This is a genomic window from Streptomyces sp. NPDC048436, assembly GCF_043200355.1.
Classification (GTDB): Bacteria; Actinomycetota; Actinomycetes; order Streptomycetales; family Streptomycetaceae; genus Streptomyces.
The window spans coordinates 92,789-111,867 of record NZ_JBICXP010000002.1; the positions used below are offsets into that span (position 1 = coordinate 92,789).

Here is a 19,079-nt window from a genome sequence, read left to right on the forward strand (position 1 = left end):
CTCCCCGCCGGGGAACTCCCCTGCGGTCGCCGTACGTTGAGACATGAGAGACCCCGGATGCGACGGATGCGAAGGAGCACCAGGATGGCGACTCGACTCGGACTCAGCCTCCCGCAGGGCCGGCAGTACAGCATGGGACGCGACGTGCCCGCGGTGGCACGCGCGGCCGAGGAGATCGGGTACGAAAGCCTGTGGGTCTACGAACGTGTCCTGTACCCAGAGCCCGCCACCCAGGGTCTATACGGCATCGAGGGCCTGCCCTGGCCCGACTCGTACCGCTCGGTGCCCGATCCGCTGATCACCCTGACACTGGCCGCCGCCGCCACCGAGCGGGCACGGCTGGGCACCAGCGTCCTGGTCGCCCCGCTGCACGTGCCGTTCCAGCTGGCGCGCTCGCTGGCCACCCTTGACGCGGCGAGTGGCGGCCGGGTGGTCGCGGGCCTCGGCACAGGCTGGTCGCACGACGAGTACGCCGCGGCGTCGGTGGCCCCCTTCGAGCAGCGCGGCAAGGTCCTGGACGAGCTGATCGACGTCTGCCACGCGGTGTGGGGTCCGGACCCGGTGTCGTACGAAGGGGCGCTGACGAAGATCGCGCCCTCGGTGGTCGGCCCCAAGCCCGCCCGCCCCATCCCGATCCTGCTGCCCGCCAACAGTCCCCGCGCCTCGCGCAGGCTCGTCGACCGCGCCGACGGCTGGATGCCGGTGGGCATGGGCGCCGAGAAGCTGGCCGAGCAGGCCCGCGCCCTGACGGAGCTGGCCGCCGAGCGGGGGCGCAAGGAGCCGGTGCAGAGCGTCCTGCGGGTCAACACCCGTTACACCGCGAAGGCGTACGAGGGCGAGGGCCGCTCCCCCTTCCAGGGCAACGTCGCGCAGATCATCGAGGACCTCGCGGCGCACGCCTCGGTGGGCGCAGTGGAGGAGATCCTCATCGAACTGCAGGGCAGCACACGGGACGGCGAGGAACTGAAGGACTTGGCGGCGGAGGTGTACGAGGCGGCGAGGGCGGCCGGGGTGTAGGGCCCCTGAGGGGCGGCGCCCCTATAGGGGCGCGGGGAACTGCGCGACCAGCCACAACGAGCTGGCAGATTCCCACGCGCCCAGGAAGAACGGCGCTCAGTCCTCAGGCAACTCGACAGGCGCGATCTCGTCGTACACATCCCCGGGCCCGGGGTTAGTCGCATCAGTGGCCCCGCCAAAGTGATGCATGACCCCCCACACGGCGTTCAGCGCGGTCTGGACCGCCCCCTCGGCCCAGCCCGCCGTCCAGGAGATGTCATCCCCGGCGAGGAAGATCCCCCGCTTGTCCTCGGGCAGCGACTCCTGCATGAAGTGCGTGAACAGGCGCCGCTGGTAGCGGTAGTGGCCCGGCAGGTTTGCCTTGAACGCGCCCATGAAGTACGGCTCGTTCTCCCACGACACCGTCACCGGGTTGCCGATGATGTGCTTGCGGATGTCGACCTTGGGATAGATCTCGCCGAGCGACTTGAGCATGACCTCCATGCGCTCGTTCGCCGACAGCGGCAGCCACTTCAGGCTGTCGTCGCACCAGGTGTAGGAGAGGCAGATGACGGCGGGCTTGTCCGGACCGTCGTCCAGCAGGTAGGTCCCGCGCGTCATGCGGTCGGTGAGCGTCATCGACATGACGTCACGGCCGGTCTGCTCATCCTTGTCCAGCCAGAACGGCCGGTCCACCGGCACGAAGAGCTTCGAGGACTCCATGTAGTGGGTCCGCTCCATCGCCGTCCAGTGGTCGATGGGGAAGAGCGTGTCGTCGCAGGCGATCTTGGAGAGCAGCATCCACGACTGGGCGGTGAAGATCGCCGCCTGGTAGGTGCGGATGTCGCCCGAGGCGTCGGTGACGGTGACGCGGTTGCCCGCGGTGCGGTCGAGCCGGGTCACGGCGGGCTTCGGCGTGCCGCCCTCGTGCAGCGAGCTCAGGGACGTACCGGGCTCCCAGTGCACGATCTTCTGCGGCTCGCGGTCCCACATGCGCAGCGGCAGCTGCTGGCTGCCGCCGACGATGCCGCGGTGGTGGTCGTCGGCCTCGGTGTAGACGACGCGCAGGATCTCCAGGATGGAGTTCGGGAAGTCGGTGTCCCAGCCGCCCGTGCCGAAGCCGACCTGGCCGAAGATCTCGCGGTGCCTGAAGGACTTGAAGGCCTCGGACTCGCAGAGGAAGCCGTAGAAGGTCTGGTTGTCGAGCTTCTCGACGAGCTTGGACCAGATCTCGCGGATCTTGGGCACGTCGCGCTCGCGCAGGGCGCGGTTCATGTCGGAGAAGTCGGCGCCCTCCTCAAGGCAGGAGTTCCACGCCGCGGCGACATCGCGGTAGACCTGCGGCAGGTCGGCGACGGTCTCGGCGTAGTGGGACTCGCCCTTGAGGTCGACGACCGTCGAGGGAGTGGACTCCGCGAGCGGGTTGGGGAACGCCTGGGTCTTGAGGCCCACCAGGTCGATGTAGTGCTGGAGCGCCGTCGAGGACGGCGGGAAGCGCATCGCGCCCATCTCGGCGGTGAGCGAGGGGTCGCAGCCGTCGAAGCCGACGGTGCGCAGCCGGCCGCCGATCTGGTCGGCCTCGTAGACGACGGGCTTGAGGCCCATCTTCATCAGTTCGTACGCCGCGATGATGCCGGAGAGGCCGCCGCCGATGACCGCGACCTCCGTGCCGTGCTCGGTCGCGGGTATCTGGCCGAGGCCCGCCGGGTGGGCGAGGAAATCGTCGTACGCGTACGGGAAGTCCGGACCGAACATGGTGATCGGCGGTTGGGCGTCGGTGTGCTGGACGGCGGTGGGCACCGTGGACGTCATGGGGTACGGACTCCTTGCGGGAACGGCAGGACAGAAGAAGGGGGAGGCTCGGGGGTGTCGGACCGAGGTCAGATCAGGGACGCGTACAGGCCCGGGCGGCGGTCGCGGAGGTAGGGGTTCGCCTCGCGTGACGCGGCGAGGAAGGCCGGGTCCGCGTCGGCGAACACCAGCTGCTCGTCCCGTCCGGCCCGGGTGCGCGCGACTCCGTCGGGTCCGGCGAGCGTGGAGAGCCCGACGAACTCGAACTCCCCTTCCTGGCCGACCCGGTTGACGTACGCGACGTACATCTGGTTCTCGAAGGCCCGCACCGGAATCACGGACTCGGCGACGAACTGGAAGGGGTGCATCTGGGCCGTGGGCACCAGCAGCAGATCGGTGCCCGCGAGGGCGTGCGCGCGGACGTTCTCCGGGAACTCCACGTCGTAGCAGATCATCAAACCGATCCGCAGACCGCCCACCTCGGCCTGGACGACGGACTGTTCGCCCGGGGTGAAGGAGTCGCGCTCGAAGCAGCCGAAGAGGTGGGTCTTGCGGTAGTTCGCCAGGCGCGAGCCGTCGGGACCGATGAGCTGTACGGAGTTGAAGACGTCCTCGCCGTCCCGCTCCGGGTAGCCGTAGGCGAGCGCGAGGCCGTGCCGGGCGGCGGTCTCGGCGATCGCGGCGGCGGCCGGCCCGTCGGCGGGCTCCGCCAGACGCGCGACGTCGTCGCCGATCGCGTACCCGGTGAGGTACAGCTCGGGAGCCACGAGGAGGCCCGCGCCGGCCGCGGCGGCACGGGCGGCGGCCTCGTCGAGCGCCTTCAGATTGGCGTCGACGGAGCCAAGGCGGCCCGAGCTCTGGAGCAGGGCGGTGCGCAGCGGGGGCATGGCGGACCTCGGAGGCGTACGAAGGGACTGGTGGGGACCGTTAGACCGTACGGTCGGCGGCCATGCCCGGACAAGGCGCAGGCGTTGCGGCCCCGTGCTCGATCCGTTGCGCGTCCGAGGCCCGTAGCGGCGATTCGTTGCGCGGCGGCGTGGGACCGGGGTCGTAGCCGGGCGGGGGTGTTCCCCGCCACACGGCGGAGGCGGATTGCCGCCTGTGGCCGGACGTGCCGGTGGGCCCCGCCGCGAGACGGTGATCTCACCCGGAACGACCGGGTGAACGGCACTTCGGACGGAGGCTCCCCGTGAGCCGCAACGCAGGCACCAGGATCACCGCCGGCCACCTCACCAGCACGCGCAGCCGCGTGGTCGCCGTGGGGACGGCCCTGCTCCTCTCGGCCGGAGCGGCGGGCGCGGCCGTCGCGTCGGACGACGGCGGGTCGCACAAGGCCACGTCGCAGGAGGCCGCCGCGCACAAGGCTGCCGAGCACAAGGCCACGTCACGCGAAGCCGCCGCCCTCACCGGCAGCGCGAAGCTGTACCGCAAGACCACGGAGGACGTGACGTTCACCTTCGACGCCCATCTGGCCAAGCACGACGAGATGCACCCGGAGAAGGCGACCGGCACCTTCCGCTTCGTCCACCTCGACAAGCCGGGCGGCAAGGGCGCCTGGGCCGAGGGCCGCATCGACTGCCTGATGACGGGCGGCAAGGTCGCGACGGCCACCGGCATCATCACCGACACCAACCTGAATGACATCAAGGGCGGCCGCGTCGGCTTCGCCGTCCACGACCTGGGCAAGAACGACCGACTGGGCTACAGCTGGGCCGCGGTGGGCGTCCCCGACGGAACGAAGAACCTGTCGAAGTGCACGAGCGCGGCCCCCTTCGAGAGGGTCAAGAAGGGCACCGGCGACTTCCACGTACAGCCCTGGCGCTTCACGTACCCGACCAACTGACAGCGCCCCGAAGGGGCGCGGCGAACTGCGCGCTCAGCCAAGACGGACCCGCGGTGTCCAAGCGGCCCCATCCAGCGAAGCGACTACGCGGGAGCCCCCGACGAGAACCGCCGCATCAGCGGCGAGAGCACGAGCACGGACTTCGTCCGCTCCACGAAGTGCTCCCCGGCGATCCGCTCGAGCACCCGCTCGAAATGCCGCATGTCGGCGGCGAAGACCTGGACGACCGCGTCCGCCTCCCCGGTGACGGTGGAGGCGGACGAGATCTCCGGGTACCGCTCGAGGCCACGGCGGATGGCCTCGGGCGAGGTGTTGCGACGGCAGTAGATCTCGATGAACCCCTCGGTCTCCCAGCCGAGGGCGGCCGGGTCGACCCGCACGGTGAACCCCGTGATCGCCCCGGTCTCCCGCAGCCGGTCCACGCGCCGCTTGACGGCGGGCGCGGAGAGCCCGACCAGTTGGCCGATGTCGGCGTAGGAACGGCGGGCGTCCTCGGCGAGGGCGTGCACGATGCGTTCGTCGAGATCGTTCAGTCGCACTGGGGGTGGATCACTTCTCTGCGGAGGCCAATCGGGAGCGGCTCATGCCGTACAGGAAGTAGAACACGAGGCCGACGGCCATCCAGACACCGAAGACGATCCAGGTGATCGAGTCGAGACTGAACATGTTGTAGGCGCAGAACCCGAAGCCGAGCACCGGGAAGAGCCAGCCGAGCGGCACCCGGAAGGTGCGCGGCATGTCCGGGCGGGTCCGGCGCAGCACGATCACCGCGATGTTGACCAGACCGAAGGCGAAGAGCGTACCGATGCTGGTGGCGTCGACGAGCTTGCCCAGCGGGATGACGGAGGCGAGCGCGGCGCAGAACAGCGACACGATGACGGTGTTCACGCGGGGCGTGCCCGTCTTCTTGCTGACCTTGCCGAACGCCTTGGGGACCAGGCCGTCGCGGGACATCGCGAACAGCACACGCGTCTGGCCGTAGAGGACGGTGAGGACGACGGACGCGATGGAGATGACCGCACCGGCGGCGAGGATCGTGCCCCACACGCTCTGCCCGGTGACATCGTTCATGATCGCGGCGAGCGTGGCCTCGGAGCCCTCGAAGTCGGTCCAGTTCCAGGCGCCGACGGCGACGGCCGCGACCAGGACGTAGAGCGCCGTGACGATGATCAGCGACAGCATGATCGCGCGGGGCAGGTCACGCTGCGGGTTCTTCGCCTCCTCACCGGCGGTCGACGCGGCGTCGAAGCCGATGTACGAGAAGAAGAGGCTCGCGGCGGCGGCGCTGACGCCGGCCGTGCCGAGCGGCATGAAGTCCGAGTAGTTGCCGGACTTGAAGCCCATGAAGCCGATCGTGCAGAAGAGCGCGAGCGCGGCGATCTTCACGACGACCATGATCGTGTTGGCCCGCGCGGACTCCTTGGCGCCGCCGAGCAGGAACACCATCGCGAGGAGCACGACGATCAGGCCCGGCAGGTTGATGAAGCCGCCCTCACCGGGTGCCGAGGAGAGCACGTCCGGGATGGTGACACCGATGGTGCCGTCGAGCAGTTCGTTGAGGTATTCGCCCCAGCCGACGGCGACGGCCGCGACCGATACGCCGTACTCCAGGACCAGACACCAGCCGCAGACCCAGGCGACGAGTTCGCCCATCGTTGCGTACGCATATGAGTACGAGGACCCGGCGACCGGTATGGAGCCCGCGAGCTCGGCGTACGAGAGGGCCGAGAACAGGGCGGTGAGCCCGGCGAGCACGAAGGAGAGGGTCACCGCGGGGCCGGCCTTGGGGACGCTCTCGCCGAGGACGACGAAGATGCCCGTGCCGAGCGTGGCCCCGATGCTGATCATGGTCAGCTGCCACATGCCGAGGGAACGCCTGAGCGAGCCACCCTCGCCCTGGCCGCCCTCAGCGACCAGGAGTTCCACCGGCTTGCGCCGCATCAAGCGGGCGCCGAACCCGGGGGCCCCCGGGGGGCTCGGGCGGTTCTGCGGGGGTGCGCCTTGGTCGAGCACGCGTGGCTCCTTCATCGCTGCCGGTCAGGGCGGCGGGACCGGCGGCAGCTCCCACGCATGGATGGGGACCGCCGAGCAGGCGGTCCCCGCCACACCACGTACAGCGGATGACTCTATGAGGCGGGCTTCACGTACGTAATGCAGCAACCTTGCGCGGCACCGCATGATCGTTGCGTACTTCCCCTTCTCGCGGGTCTTCGTTGCGCGGTCCGTTTCGTCCGTTGCGTTCCAGGGTGCCCGGGAGATGGTTGACACTTCGTCAGATCTCCCCCATGGTGCACTCCGGTCGAGCCGATCGCGCACCCCGGTCGAGAGGGAGGCAGCAGGCCATGGACCTCGATGTGCTGTACGAGATCGACGTACCGAAACCCTGGGACGGGCCCCATCCGCACGGCCAGCGCGCCGCCGAGCAGCGCGCCTACCGGGAGGCGGTGGAGCAGATCCGGCTCGCGGACCGGGTCGGCTTCCGCACGGTGTGGGCAGTCGAGCACCACTTCCGCGAGGGCCGCTCCCACTGCCCCGCCCCCGAGGTGCTCCTCGGCCATCTCGCGGCGCTCACCGAACGCATACGCCTCGGCTTCGGCGTGACCCTCACCCCCTTCGGCTTCACTCCGCCGCAGCGGATCGCGGAGAAGGTGGCGGCGGTGGACGTCCTGTCGGACGGCCGCGTGGAGTGGGGCACCGGCCGGTCAACTCCCATGGAACAGACCGCTTTTGGCGTCGACCGGGAGCAGTCGCGGGCCGACTGGCGCGAGGCGATCGAGATCGTGACGGGCATGTGGCGCGAGGAGTACTTCGCCTACGAATCCGAGCGGTTCTCCTTCCCTCGGCGGATGGTCACGCCGAAGCCGGTCCAGGACCCGCATCCGCCGTGCTGGATGGCGGCGACATCCCCTGGTTCGGCGGAGGTGGCGGGCGCGGCGGGCCTCGGCCTGCTCTCCTTCTCGATCATGCAGCCACTGGAGGCGATGGCCCGCCAGGTCGCCGCCTACCGCGCGGCGGCGCGCACTCCCGCCCCGATCACGGACGTCACCACGGACCGCGTCAGCGCGTACACGCTGGTGCATGTCGCGGACCGGCCCTCGCGGCGGGTCTGGGACTCGGTCGCGTGGTGGTACCGCAATCTCGCCCAGTTCACGCTGGACTGGGAGCTGCCGCACCTGACCCCCGAGGAGCGCGAGCGGACCTTCCCCTTCCTCACCCCGATCATCGAAGGGAGCGTCCCCGTCGAGGAGTTCGACGACGGGGACATGATCCTCATCGGGAGCGCGGAGACGATCGTCCGCAAGGCCAAGCGCTACGCCGACCTCGGCATCGACCAGCTCATCTGCTACGTCCAGTGGGGCTTTCTTGAGCACCAGGAGATCCTGCGCACGATCGAGATCCTGGGCAAGGAAGTCATCCCGGAGCTGGCGTCGTACCGGCCCCGCCGGGCGGCACAGTGAGCGAGCCCCTCGACACCTCCCCCATCCCCCTCGACACCTCCCCCGTTCCCGACTACGCCGCCCTCCACCGTCTGGACGGCCGCGCCTTCGTCCTGCTCGGCGCGGGCAACGGCATCGGCCGCCAGAGTGCGCACGCGCTCACCGCGGCCGGGGCGCGGGTCCTGTGCGTGGACCTCGACAAGGACCGCGCCGAGGCGGTGGCCGCCGAAACGGGCGGCATCGCGTACGTCGCCGATGTGTCGCGGCGCGATGAGGTGCGGGCCCTCTTCGCTTACGCACAAAGGGAGTTCGGGGCGGTCGGCGGTGTCATCGACATCGTGGGCATGGCCCGCTACACGCCGCTGGCCGAGCTCGACGACGCGTCCTGGGACTGGCACTTCTCCCTCGTCCTGCGGCACGCCTGGCTGGCCGTCCAGTACGGCGGCGAGGCGCTCGCCGACGCGGGCGGCGGCCCCCTGGTCTTCGTGGCGTCGGTGTCGGGCCTGACGGCGGCGCCCCTGCACGCCGCGTACGGCGCGGCCAAGGCGGGCCTCATCTCCCTGGTGCGATCGGCGGCAGTGGAGTACGGCCCGCGCGGGGTGCGCGTGAACGCGGTGGCGCCCGGCGTCGTCTGGACCCCACGGGTGGCGGCCATGATCGGCGAGGAGGGCCGCGAGCGCAACGCCCGCAACGCACCCCTTGGCCGGGTCGCCGAGACCTCGGACATCGCATCGGCCCTGCTCTTCTTCGCCTCGCCGCTCTCCTCGTACGTCACAGGGCAGACGCTCGTCGTGGACGGCGGGGTCGGCGTGAAGTTCCCGTACCCGACGATCGGCGGCGCGCGGTGAGGGAGTTCGTGCGGGGCGCGGCCTGGTGGACCGAGGACGGCCGCGTGGTGCGCGCCGATCCGGCCGACCGGGAGCGGCTGCCCGGGGACACCTGGGAGCGGGCGGGCTTCCCGGCCGGGGTGCGCCTTGAGTTCACCGCGCGGGGGGTGTCCGCCGTGGAGGTCGCCTACACCGCGTCGCCCGCGTCGGGGGTGGACGCGTCGGGGGCGGACGCTTCGGGGGCGGACGCGTTCCTCGCCGCACCGCCGGTCTTCACGCTGCTCGCGGGCAAGGACGCCTTCGACACCCCGGCGGCACCGGGCGAGCACCTGACGCGCATCCAACTCCCTTACCTCAACGGCGACATCACCGTCCACCTGCCGGAGACGCTGCGGCCCGTCCTGCACGGAGTGCGCGCGGTCGACGGCACGCTGACACCTGCCGCCCGGCGACCGCGCTGGCTGGTCTACGGCGACTCGATCGCCGAGGGGTGGTCGGCCTCACGGCCGCATCTGGCGTGGCCCGCGCTCGCGGGGCGTGCCCTGGGCGTGGAGACGGTGAACCTCGGGTATGCCGGGGCGGCCCGCGGCGAGTCGGCGTCGGCCGAGCAACTCGCCGCGCTGGACGCCGACTTGATCACTGTCGCGTTCGGCACGAACTGCTGGTCGCGTACGCCGCATTCGGCGAGGCTGCTGTACGAGACGACGCTGGCGTTCCTGAGCCTGGTGCGCCGCGGACACCCGAAGGCACCCCTCCTGCTCGTCTCCCCCGTGCTCCGCCCGGACGCCGAGGCGGCGCCGAACGCACTCGGCGCGACGCTCGGCGCCCTGCGGGCCGCGGTGGAGCGGGCGGCCCGGGACGCAGGGGCCGATCTGCTGCCGGGCGGCGGCCTGTTGCACGCCGGGCAGCTGGTGGACGGAGTGCATCCGGGGGACGCGGGCCACGGCGTCATCGCGGACGCGGTGGCCTCGGCGCTGCGGCGGGGTCAGTCGTGTCAGTCGTGGGCGGCGTCGTAGGACTCGCGGGCCGCGGCGATGGCCGGGCGGTGGTCGATGGACCACTCCGAGAGGGCCTTCACGAGGTGGGTGAGGCTGTGGCCCATCTCGGTCAGCTCGTACTCGACCTGGGGCGGGATCGTCGGGTACACCGTGCGCTTGACCAGGCCGTCGCGCTCAAGGCGGCGCACGGTGAGCGTCAGCATGCGCTGTGAGATGGAGCCGTGGATCCTGCGCTGCAGCTCCTTGAACCGCAGGACGCCCGAGGCGAGTTCGACCACCACGTACACCGACCACTTGTCGCCGAGCCGGTCAAGGACGTCCCGCACCCCGCACTCGTCCTGCGGGGTCTCGCAGCTGATCACCGGCTCTACGGGGGCCGGAGCGGCCGACGGGATGGTTACCGCCGTGTGCCCTGCTGACATGAAAGTGCCTCCTTATGCGGCGGCGCGCCGCCGTTCACCATAGCCACAGGGCCGGTCACGCGGCCCGGCCCGACCCGGCACGGACAGCGGGCACCACCACTCACCACGGGGGAACCTTCCCATGCTCATGATCACCGGCGCCACGGGCGCCCTCGGCACCCTCATCACCGCCCGCCTCGCGGACCGCGACGACGTCGTCACCGGCACCCGCAGCCCCGCCCCCGGCGGACGCCGCGTCGACTTCGACGATCCGGCGTCCCTTGACTTCACCGGCGTCGACACCCTGCTGATCATCTCCGCGGGGGCCGCCGAGGACGACGTCGTCATCGCCCGCCACGAGGCCGCGATCTCCGCCGCCGAGAAGGCGGGCGTCGACCACCTCGTCTACACCAGCCTCAGCGGCGACGGCGACCACCTGACGTACGCGCTCGCCCACCGCTGGACCGAGCGCAGGCTCCGCGCGTCCTCGCTGAACTGGACGGTGCTTCGCAACGGCCTGTACGCGGAGTTCCTCGCCGCCATAGCCGCGCCAGGACCGGACGGGACCATCGCGGCGCCCCTGGGCGAGGGCCGCCTTGCCGCCGTGGCGCGCGAGGACCTGGCCGAGGTCGCGGTGCGGGTGGCCACGGACCCGGCCGCCCATGCGGGCCGCGTCTACGAGCTGGTCGGCGAACAGGCCCTGGGCGGAGCCGACTTGGCCGCGGCGACCGGCGGCGCGTACGAACCGGGCACGCTCGCCGCGACCCGCGAGGCGATCACCGCGGCAGGACAGGCGCTGCCCTTCCAGGTGCCGATGCTCCTGAGCACGTACGCGGCGATAGCGGGCGGCTTCCTGGACGGCACGGGGGTGGAGGACCCGGGGGCACTGCGCACCCTGCTGGGCAGGGAACCGCGCCCGGCCATCGAGGCGTATGTGGCCGCGGTACGAGCGTGACAGAGGCGCCCCTACAGGGGGCGCCCCATAGGGGCGCGGGGAACTGCGCGCCCAGCCACGACGTACCCGCAGCGGATACGGCAGCCCCCGCGGGAGCGGCTAGCTCCAGCTGGCGTGGAGGGGCTTGCCCTCCGCGTAACCGGCAGCACTCTGCACACCCACGGTGGCCCGCTCCGCGAACTCCTCCAGGGAGCCCGCACCGGCGTACGTGCAGGAGGAACGGACGCCCGCGATGATCGAGTCGATCAGGTCCTCGACGCCGGGACGCTCCGGGTCGAGGAACATCCGCGAAGTCGAGATGCCCTCCTCGAAGAGCGCCTTGCGGGCGCGGTCGTACGCCGACTCCTCGCTCGTGCGGTTCTTGACCGCGCGGGCGGACGCCATGCCGAACGACTCCTTGTAGAGGCGGCCGTGGGCGTCCTGCTGCAGGTCGCCCGGGGACTCGTACGTCCCGGCGAACCACGAACCGATCATGACGTTCGACGCACCGGCGGCCAGCGCCATGGCGACGTCACGGGGGTGGCGGACACCGCCGTCGGCCCACACGTGCTTGCCGAACTTCGCGGCTTCGGCGGCGCATTCGAGCACCGCGGAGAACTGCGGCCGGCCGACGCCGGTCATCATGCGCGTGGTGCACATGGCGCCGGGGCCCACGCCGACCTTGATGATGTCGGCACCGGCCTCGATCAGGTCCCGTACGCCCTCGGCGGCGACGATGTTGCCCGCGACGATCGGCACCTGCGGGTCGAGGCCGCGCACGGCCTTCACCGCGGCGATCATCGACTCCTGGTGGCCGTGCGCGGTGTCCACGACGAGCGTGTCGGCGCCCGCGTCGAGGAGCTGCTTGGCCTTGGCCGCGACATCGCCGTTGATGCCGACGGCGGCGGCGATGCGCAGCTTGCCGTTGGCGTCCAGGGCGGGCGAGTAGAGGGTCGCGCGCAGGGCGCCCGTGCGGGTCAGGATGCCGGCGAGGCGGCCGTCCTTGTCCACGGCGGGGGCGTAGCGGCGGTTGGCGTGGTCCAGCTTGTTGAAGGCATCGCGCGGGTCGATGTCCGCGTCCAGGAGCACCAGGTCCTTGGACATGACCTCGGAGAGCTGGGTGAAGCGGTCGACGCCGTTCAGGTCCGTGTCGGTGACGACGCCGACCGGCTTCTGGTCGGTGTCCACGACGACGCCCGCGTTGTGCGAGCGCTTGGACAGCAGGGCGAGCGCGTCGGCGACGGTCTGCGTGGGGGCCAGGACGATCGGGGTGTCCAGGACGTGGTGGCGCGTCTTGACCCAGGAGATGACCTCGGTGACGACCTCGATGGGAATGTCCTGCGGGATCACGACGAGGCCGCCGCGGCGGGCGACGGTCTCGGCCATCCGGCGTCCGGCGATCGCGGTCATGTTCGCGACGACCAGCGGGATCGTGGTGCCGGTGCCGTCCGGCGACGAAAGGTCCACGCCCTGGCGCGATCCGACGGCGGAGCGCCTCGGGACCATGAAGACGTCGTCGTACGTCAGGTCGTACGCAGGCTGGATGTCATTGAGGAAACGCACGTGCTGCTCATCCCAGTCGATCAGAGGTGGCCCCCGGACAGTTAGGCCGGGGGAAAAGCACGTACTTCAGTGTCCCATGTCCTGAGGGATGCGCCCCCTGGGATGATCACCCAGCCGGGCGGCGGGAGCCCTGGTCGGAACCTCCAAGTGACACCCCGGAAGGTCACCGTCCGCTCAGGGGCGGGTGCCCAGAGCGAGAACGATCTCAAGGCCCGTCCCGCGCTCCCGCGCGTACGCCACGGCGTCGGTGAACACCTCTTGGGCGACGATCCACTCCTGGGGCGCCGCTTCGGCGTACTCCTGCCAGCCGGAGACGACGAGCAGCCGCCCCCGCTCCCCGGGGGCCCGTCCGAGGCCGGTGAGGCAGTCGGCGAGCGCGTCCCAGTTACGGCCGAACCATTCGGGCAGCTCAAGGGCGCGGGCGCAGCGGTCCATGAGGGCGGCCTTGTCGCGTACGCCGCTCAGGTCGAGGGAGAGGGTGCCGAGGCCTGCGGCCCGGACGGCCTCAAGGACGGGCTCCAGGGGGTCGGACGTCATCTCAGTACCGCCTTGAAGGACGCGTAGTGGTCATCCGTGCAGTAGGTCTTGCCGCCGCTCCGCGGATGACTCAGTTCCCGTCCGGGTCCGCCCGGTCCAGCGCAGGGTGTGGCGTCGTCCCCATGACCAGCAGCTGATCGGCGGCTGCGGTATCCGTGACCAGGCTGGTCACGAGCCCCGAACGCAGCACCGCGTCGATCGCGGCAGCCTTACGCCGACCGCCCGCGATGGCGACAACCTCGGGAATCCGCCGAAGCCGGTCCGCCTCGACGGTGATGCACCGCTCCCCGAGGTCCCGCCCGACCCTGCGCCCCTCCGCGTCGAAGAGGTGCGCGGACATCTCGGCGGCGACTCCCAGCGAGGCGTAGTGCGCGCGCTCCTCGTCGCTGAGCATGTCGTGGACGGTGGAGATGCCCCGCTCCCACGAGCCGATGGACACCGCGGCGACCGTGACCTTGTCGAAGTACTCGAAGGCACGGGCGATGCCGGTCTGGTTGCGCAGCGCGGCGGCGGTGGCCGGGTCCGGCAGGAGCATCGGCGCGTAGATGGGATGCGCCTCGCCGCCGGATACCTGCGCGGCACGCCGCACGGCCTCGACCGAACCGCGTTCGGCGGTCCCGGCGTCGTACACACCCGTCAGCTGCACGACCGTGCACGGCGGCAGCTGGTCGAGGGCGGCCGCCATGTGGATGGTGGAGCGCCCCCACGCCAGGCCGAGTACGTCGCCCTCGTTGACCAGCTCGCCGAGCAGATCGGCCGCGACCTCGCCGAGGTTCTCGGGGTCGGGAGACTCGTCGATCTCGTCGGCGGGAGCCGGTGACTCCACGACGACCGCGTGCCGCAGGCCGTAGCGGGCACGCAGCGCGTCCGAGCGCTCCGCGTCCAGCTCGGCGGGCACACGGATCTCGATCCGTACGAGATCACGCTCAAGAGCCGTCTCCAGGACCCGGGCCACCTTGAAGCGGCTGACGCCGAACTCCTCGGCGATCTGGATCTTTGACTTGCCCTCGAGATAGAAGCGGCGGGCCATGGCCGCCGCCTGCACCAGCTCCGCGGGTCCCATCCGCATGGCTGACCGGCCGCCCGTCGACACGACGATCTCCTCACTGTCATTCACAACTGTTGTTCACGCGTTCACACGCATTGGTGCGGCTTCGCGTGCATTGCCACGGCTTCACGCCCATTGCCGCAGCGCAACCTGGGTTCGCCGTTCATCCTTGCAGATCCGGCGTACTTGATCAGCCCCGAAGGACTGCGTTCACGTTCCCGTGGCTCAGTGGCCGCATGCCCACGCGGCTGCGGCCGTCGCCCCGGCCGCTTGGGTGCGCAGTGCACGTACCGCCGCCGCCGGGTCCTTGGCCCCGTACACCGCGGAGCCCGCCACGAAGACGTCGGCGCCGGCCTCTGCGCAGCGCTCGATGGTCTCGGCCGAGACGCCGCCGTCCACCTGGAGCCAGAGCTGCAGACCGTGCTTGCTGATCAGCTCACGGGTACGGCGGATCTTCGGGAGCATGATGTCGAGGAAGGACTGCCCGCCGAAGCCCGGCTCGACTGTCATGATCAGCAGCATGTCGAGCTCGGGGAGCAGGTCCTCGTACGGCTCGATGGGCGTCGCGGGCTTCAGCGCCATGGAGGCGCGGGCGCCCTTGGCGCGGATCTCGCGGGCCAGGCGGACGGGCGCCGCGGCAGCCTCCGCGTGGAAGGTGACGGATCCGGCGCCCGCTTCGACGTACTGCGGAGCCCAGCGATCGACGTCCTCGATCATCAGATGGCAGTCCAGCGGCGTGTCCGTCGCTCGCGCCAGGGACTCTACGACCGGCACCCCGAGGGTGAGGTTGGGGACGAAGTGGTTGTCCATGACGTCGACATGGAGCCAGTCGGCACCTTCGACCGCCTTCGCCTCCTCGGCGAGACGGGAGAAATCCGCGGACAGGATGCTGGGGTTGATCTGCACGGCCATGCCCCAAGACTGCCATGCCCGGCGCCCGTTGCCCGCCCCGGTCCGAAGCGTGGGCCAACCGGCTCCTTTGACCATGGACCGCGTGCCATGCTGGGCGGTCCACCGGCACCACGTGGGGCAGCGGGGGGAAACCATGCCAGACGAACGGTCGGACGAGCAGTCGGACGAACGGCGGCAGACGGGCCGAGGCGTGGCCTGGCTCGTGTGCGGGCGGCGCACCAAGTGGCTCGTGGTGCTGTTCTGGCTGGTGGCGATCGTCGTCGCCGCGCCCCTCGCCCAGAAGCTCACGGACGCCCAGGACAACCAGGCCTCGTCCTGGCTGCCCGGCTCCGCGGAATCGACCCAAGTCCTGGACATCTCCGGGGAGTTCAGGCCCGAGCAGATTCCCGCGGTCGTCGTGTACGCCCGCGAGAGCGGACTGACCTCCGCGGACCGGGCCCGTATCGCCGAGGACGTCGGCGAGCTCAAGGCGCTGCGTGCCCACGGCATCCGCGGCACGGAGACCCGCGGCCCCGCCTATGACACCAAGGACGCATCGGACGCCCAGGCGGCCCAGGTCTTCGTGCCCATCACCATGGACGAGAAGGGCTGGGAGAGGATCGCGCCCGCCGTCGACTCCATCCGTGAGCACACGGGCAAGAGCGCAGGCGGGCTCTCGGTGCACGTCACGGGGCCCGGCGGTACGTCCGCGGACTTGTCCGAGGCGTTCGAGGGCCTCGACTCGACACTGCTGCTCTCGGCGGGCATCGTCGTCGTGGTGATCCTCCTGATCACCTACCGGAGTCCCATCCTCCTGCTCATCCCGCTGATCTCGGTGGTCGTCTCGCTCTTCACCGCCCAGGCGCTGATCTACCTCCTGGCGGAGCACGCCGGCCTGACGGTGAACGGCCAGAGCGCAGGGATTCTCACCGTCCTCGTCTTCGGCGCGGGGACGGACTATGCCCTGCTCCTGGTCGCCCGCTACCGCGAGGAGCTGCGCCGCCACGAGGACCGGCACGAGGCGATGCAGCTCGCCCTGCACCGGGCGGGCCCCGCCGTCATCGCGTCCGGCGCCACGGTCGTCGTGAGCATGCTGGTGCTCCTGACCGCCGACATGAACTCGACGCGAGGCCTCGGTCCCGTGGCCGCCATCGGTGTCGCGGTCGCCCTGATCGCGATGCTGACGCTGTTCCCGGCGCTCCTCGTGGTCTGCGGCCGGTGGCTGTTCTGGCCGCTGATCCCGCACAACGGCTCGGACGAGCCCACCGAGCGCGGCGTCTGGGCCGGCATGGGCCGCCGCATCGCCCACCGCCCGCGCCTCACCTGGGGCATCACAGCGGTGGCCCTCGCGGCGCTGGCGCTTGGCCTGACGCAGCTGCGGGCCGAGGGGCTCAGCAACGCGGACTCGTTCACGGACAAGCCGGACTCGATCGTGGGCCAGGAGCTTCAGGCGGAGTACTTCCCTGCGGGCAGCGGCGATCCCCTGGTGATCGTGGCCGCCGCGGACCGGCGCGACGAGGTCCGCGCCGCGGTCGCCAAGACGCGCGGTGTGGACCCCGCGAGCATCGCTGTGCCACCGGGGTCGAAACGGGAGTCCGCGGGCAGGGTCCTGTTCGAGGCGACCCCGACCGACCCCGCGGACAGCGAGGCGGCCAAGCGGACCGTGGAGCGGGTCCGCGACGCGGTGCACGCCGTGCCCGACGCGGACGCGCGGGTGGGCGGCGGGACGGCGGCCCTCCTGGACATGGACCGTGCGACGACCCACGACAACAAGCTGGTGATCCCGCTCGTCCTCCTGGTCGTCCTGCTGATCCTCGCCCTGCTGCTGCGCGCCCTGATCGCGCCGCTGCTCCTGATCGCGACGGTGGTGCTCTCCTTCTCCGCCGCGCTCGGCATCAGCGCGCTCGCCTTCCGCCACCTCTTCGACTACGCGGGCGAGTCCACGGACTTCCCGCTCTTCGTCTTCGTGTTCCTGGTGGCGCTCGGCATCGACTACAACATCTTCCTGTCGACCCGCATCCGTGAGGAAGCGGGCCGACAGGGCACCCGTGCGGGCGTGGTGACGGGCCTCTCCGCGACCGGCGCCGTCATCACGTCGGCGGGCCTGGTCCTCGCGGGCACGTTCGCCGCGCTCGGCACGCTCCCGATGGTGGCGTTCGCCGAGATCGGCTTCGCGGTCGCGCTCGGCGTCCTGCTCGACACCTTCGTCGTACGTTCCGTCCTGGTCACCGCGCTCTTCCTGGACGTGGGGCCGAAGGTGTGGTGGCCGCACGCACTGAGCAAGGACCCGGCGCTCCGCACCCCGGCCCCGGCTCCGGCGCAGGCCGCCTCAGGCAGTGCGCCGGATCAGCGCTAGATACATCGCGTCCGTGCCGTGCAGATGCGGCCACAGCTGGACGTCGGGTCCTTCACCGAGCGCCGGGACGCCCGGGATCAGCGGCCGGGCGTCGATGAGCTCGGCGCCCTCGTGGTGCTTGAGCACGTCGTCGACGACGGCGCGCGTCTCCGCGAGGTGCGGCGAGCAGGTGGCGTACCCGACGACACCGCCGACGCGAACGGACTCCAACGCCGTGCGCAGCAGCCCCCGTTGGAGCGGGGCGAACCCGTCAAGGTCCTCGGGGCGGCGGCGCCAGCGGGCCTCGGGGCGGCGGCGCAGGGCGCCGAGTCCCGTGCAGGGCACGTCCATCAGGACGCGGTCGAAGGTGCCGGGCTGCCACGGCGGCCGGGTGCCGTCGGCGGCGATGACCTCGTAGGGGCCCGGGTTGCCGCGCAGTGCCTGGGCGACGAGACGGGCCCGGTGCGGCTGCTTCTCGGCGGCGAGCAGGGCCGCGCCCCGCCCGGCGGCGAGACCGGCGAGCATGGCCGCCTTGCCGCCGGGGCCCGCGCAGCCGTCGAGCCACCTCTCGTCGCGCCCCTCCAAGGGAGCGTTCGCAAGTGCGACCGCGACGAGCTGACTGCCCTCGTCCTGTACGCCCGCACGGCCCTCCCGCACAGCCTCGATCGACCCCGGTTCGCCGCCTTCGCTGAGCCGCACGGCATACGGGGACCAGCGCCCCGGCAGCGCGGAATCCTCGCCCACCTGGTCGAGGAGTTCATCGGCTGTGGTGCGTCCCGGCCGGGCGACGAGGGTTACTTCGGGCCGCTCGTTGTCGGCTTCCAGGAGGTCCTCGATGCCGGCTCGGCCGCCGCCGAGCGCGTCCCACAGCGCGGAGACGACCCAGCGGGGGTGCGAGTGGACGACGGCGAGATGGTCCTCGGCGTCGTCCTCGTAGGGCGGCGCGACCTTCGCGAGCCAGCCGTCGAGGTCGTCGGCTGCCACCTTGCGCAGGACCGCGTTGACGAACTTGGCCCGCCCGTCACCGAGCACGACGCGCGCCAGTTCCACGGAGGCCGAGACGGCGGCGTGCGTCGGGATGCGGGTCCCGAGCAGCTGGTGCACGCCCATGTTCAGGACGTCGAGTACCGGCGGATCGACCTCGCGCAGCGGCCGGTCGATGCAGGCGGCCACGATCGCGTCGTACGTTCCCTGCCTGCGCAGCGTCCCGTAGACCAGCTCGGTGGCGAGCGCCGCGTCGCGCGCGTCGAACTTCTCGGGCCCTTCCTTCTCGCGGGCCTTGCGCAGGAGCGGCGGCAGGACGAGGTTCGCGTACGCGTCGCGCTCGTCCACGGCCCGCAGCGCCTCGAAGGCGAGGAAACGGACGGGGTCCTTCTTGGGACGGCGGTGGGGCTTGCCGGGCTTACCGTTACCGGACTTGCCCTGCTTCTGGGGACGCCGGTCAGGCTGGTCGTTCAAAGGTGCTCCGCTATTGGGTG

The 19,079-nt window shown here is 71.2% G+C and carries 17 protein-coding genes; 7 read left to right on the forward strand and 10 right to left on the reverse strand.

Features of this window, described 5'->3' with window-relative positions:
• The first annotated feature begins 84 nt into the window (after nucleotides 1-84).
• On the forward strand, nucleotides 85-1,017 hold the full coding sequence (locus ACGFX9_RS06955; protein WP_393466010.1) for an LLM class F420-dependent oxidoreductase: 933 nt from the start codon (nucleotides 85-87) through the stop codon (nucleotides 1,015-1,017).
• 96 nt (nucleotides 1,018-1,113) lie between these two features.
• On the opposite strand, the gene ACGFX9_RS06960 is transcribed toward ACGFX9_RS06955, so the two are convergent.
• Both ACGFX9_RS06960 and ACGFX9_RS06965 read right to left on the reverse strand, forming a co-directional pair.
• Nucleotides 1,114-2,808 (reverse strand): flavin monoamine oxidase family protein, encoded by a 1,695-nt coding sequence (locus tag ACGFX9_RS06960; RefSeq protein WP_393466013.1) that lies wholly within the window; start codon nucleotides 2,806-2,808, stop codon nucleotides 1,114-1,116.
• Nucleotides 2,809-2,876: 68 nt separating this feature from the next.
• Complete coding sequence (locus tag ACGFX9_RS06965) at nucleotides 2,877-3,665, reverse strand: carbon-nitrogen hydrolase family protein (RefSeq protein WP_393468243.1); 789 nt, start codon at nucleotides 3,663-3,665, stop codon at nucleotides 2,877-2,879.
• Nucleotides 3,666-3,976: 311 nt separating this feature from the next.
• Between ACGFX9_RS06965 and ACGFX9_RS06970 the strand changes: the two genes are divergently transcribed.
• Nucleotides 3,977-4,630: a Repetin gene (locus tag ACGFX9_RS06970; protein ID WP_393466016.1), complete on the forward strand. Its 654-nt coding sequence runs from the start codon at nucleotides 3,977-3,979 to the stop codon at nucleotides 4,628-4,630.
• Nucleotides 4,631-4,713: 83 nt separating this feature from the next.
• Here the strand turns inward: ACGFX9_RS06970 and ACGFX9_RS06975 are convergent, their stop codons facing one another.
• Nucleotides 4,714-5,169 (reverse strand): Lrp/AsnC family transcriptional regulator, encoded by a 456-nt coding sequence (locus ACGFX9_RS06975; RefSeq protein WP_393466019.1) that lies wholly within the window; start codon nucleotides 5,167-5,169, stop codon nucleotides 4,714-4,716.
• Nucleotides 5,170-5,179: 10 nt separating this feature from the next.
• The gene (locus ACGFX9_RS06980) at nucleotides 5,180-6,643 is read right to left on the reverse strand and encodes an amino acid permease (protein WP_393466022.1); all 1,464 of its coding nucleotides are present in this window, start codon (nucleotides 6,641-6,643) and stop codon (nucleotides 5,180-5,182) included.
• A 329-nt stretch (nucleotides 6,644-6,972) separates the two neighbouring features.
• On the opposite strand from ACGFX9_RS06980, the gene ACGFX9_RS06985 reads away from it, so the two are divergent.
• Genes ACGFX9_RS06985 through ACGFX9_RS06995 form a run of 3 tightly spaced genes read left to right on the forward strand, consistent with a single transcriptional unit; the run spans nucleotide 6,973 to nucleotide 9,910 of the window.
• Complete coding sequence (locus ACGFX9_RS06985) at nucleotides 6,973-8,088, forward strand: LLM class flavin-dependent oxidoreductase (RefSeq protein ID WP_393466024.1); 1,116 nt, start codon at nucleotides 6,973-6,975, stop codon at nucleotides 8,086-8,088.
• On the forward strand, nucleotides 8,085-8,915 hold the full coding sequence (locus ACGFX9_RS06990; protein WP_393466027.1) for an SDR family NAD(P)-dependent oxidoreductase: 831 nt from the start codon (nucleotides 8,085-8,087) through the stop codon (nucleotides 8,913-8,915). Before ACGFX9_RS06985 ends, ACGFX9_RS06990 begins: the two co-directional genes overlap by 4 nt.
• Entirely contained in the window at nucleotides 8,912-9,910 is a 999-nt protein-coding gene (locus ACGFX9_RS06995; protein WP_393466030.1) for a GDSL-type esterase/lipase family protein, read from the forward strand. The genes ACGFX9_RS06990 and ACGFX9_RS06995 overlap by 4 nt, the downstream gene beginning before the upstream one ends.
• Here the strand turns inward: ACGFX9_RS06995 and ACGFX9_RS07000 are convergent.
• The gene (locus tag ACGFX9_RS07000) at nucleotides 9,889-10,314 is read right to left on the reverse strand and encodes a winged helix-turn-helix transcriptional regulator (protein WP_393466033.1); all 426 of its coding nucleotides are present in this window, start codon (nucleotides 10,312-10,314) and stop codon (nucleotides 9,889-9,891) included. The genes ACGFX9_RS06995 and ACGFX9_RS07000 overlap by 22 nt on opposite strands.
• A gap of 121 nt (nucleotides 10,315-10,435) precedes the next feature.
• Between ACGFX9_RS07000 and ACGFX9_RS07005 the strand changes: the two genes are divergently transcribed.
• A complete protein-coding gene (locus tag ACGFX9_RS07005; protein ID WP_393466036.1) occupies nucleotides 10,436-11,248 on the forward strand; it encodes an NAD(P)H-binding protein in 813 nt (270 codons plus the stop codon).
• A 99-nt stretch (nucleotides 11,249-11,347) separates the two neighbouring features.
• Here the strand turns inward: ACGFX9_RS07005 and ACGFX9_RS07010 are convergent, their stop codons facing one another.
• The 4 genes from ACGFX9_RS07010 to rpe all read right to left on the reverse strand — a co-directional run bounded on the left by ACGFX9_RS07010 (nucleotide 11,348) and on the right by rpe (nucleotide 15,287).
• Nucleotides 11,348-12,790, reverse strand: coding sequence for a GuaB1 family IMP dehydrogenase-related protein (locus ACGFX9_RS07010; RefSeq protein WP_393466039.1), 1,443 nt, complete (start codon nucleotides 12,788-12,790; stop codon nucleotides 11,348-11,350).
• A 174-nt stretch (nucleotides 12,791-12,964) separates the two neighbouring features.
• Complete coding sequence (locus tag ACGFX9_RS07015) at nucleotides 12,965-13,327, reverse strand: barstar family protein (RefSeq protein WP_393466042.1); 363 nt, start codon at nucleotides 13,325-13,327, stop codon at nucleotides 12,965-12,967.
• A gap of 70 nt (nucleotides 13,328-13,397) precedes the next feature.
• Nucleotides 13,398-14,444 carry a sugar-binding transcriptional regulator gene (locus ACGFX9_RS07020; protein ID WP_393466046.1) on the reverse strand — a complete coding sequence of 349 codons (1,047 nt, stop codon included), beginning with the start codon at nucleotides 14,442-14,444 and terminating at the stop codon, nucleotides 13,398-13,400.
• A gap of 156 nt (nucleotides 14,445-14,600) precedes the next feature.
• Nucleotides 14,601-15,287, reverse strand: coding sequence for a ribulose-phosphate 3-epimerase (rpe, locus tag ACGFX9_RS07025; RefSeq protein ID WP_393466049.1), 687 nt, complete (start codon nucleotides 15,285-15,287; stop codon nucleotides 14,601-14,603).
• Nucleotides 15,288-15,420: 133 nt separating this feature from the next.
• Here rpe and ACGFX9_RS07030 point away from each other — a divergent pair, with 133 nt between their 5' ends.
• Nucleotides 15,421-17,622: an MMPL family transporter gene (locus tag ACGFX9_RS07030; protein ID WP_393466053.1), complete on the forward strand. Its 2,202-nt coding sequence runs from the start codon at nucleotides 15,421-15,423 to the stop codon at nucleotides 17,620-17,622.
• Here ACGFX9_RS07030 and ACGFX9_RS07035 read toward each other — a convergent pair.
• Entirely contained in the window at nucleotides 17,596-19,059 is a 1,464-nt protein-coding gene (locus ACGFX9_RS07035) for an RsmB/NOP family class I SAM-dependent RNA methyltransferase (protein ID WP_393466056.1), read from the reverse strand. The genes ACGFX9_RS07030 and ACGFX9_RS07035 overlap by 27 nt on opposite strands.
• Nucleotides 19,060-19,079: the final 20 nt, after the last annotated feature.

Excerpts from the sequence above, each read along its gene's own strand:
- ACGFX9_RS07000 (WP_393466033.1), bottom strand. The coding sequence starts at position 10,314 with ATGTCAGCAGGGCACACGGCGGTAACCATCCCGTCGGCCGCTCCGGCC.
- rpe (WP_393466049.1), bottom strand. The coding sequence starts at position 15,287 with ATGGCCGTGCAGATCAACCCCAGCATCCTGTCCGCGGATTTCTCCCGT.
- ACGFX9_RS07005 (WP_393466036.1), top strand. The coding sequence starts at position 10,436 with ATGCTCATGATCACCGGCGCCACGGGCGCCCTCGGCACCCTCATCACC.
- ACGFX9_RS06955 (WP_393466010.1), top strand. The coding sequence starts at position 85 with ATGGCGACTCGACTCGGACTCAGCCTCCCGCAGGGCCGGCAGTACAGC.
- ACGFX9_RS06960 (WP_393466013.1), bottom strand. The coding sequence starts at position 2,808 with ATGACGTCCACGGTGCCCACCGCCGTCCAGCACACCGACGCCCAACCG.
- ACGFX9_RS06985 (WP_393466024.1), top strand. The coding sequence starts at position 6,973 with ATGGACCTCGATGTGCTGTACGAGATCGACGTACCGAAACCCTGGGAC.
- ACGFX9_RS07015 (WP_393466042.1), bottom strand. The coding sequence starts at position 13,327 with ATGACGTCCGACCCCCTGGAGCCCGTCCTTGAGGCCGTCCGGGCCGCA.
- ACGFX9_RS07030 (WP_393466053.1), top strand. The coding sequence starts at position 15,421 with ATGCCAGACGAACGGTCGGACGAGCAGTCGGACGAACGGCGGCAGACG.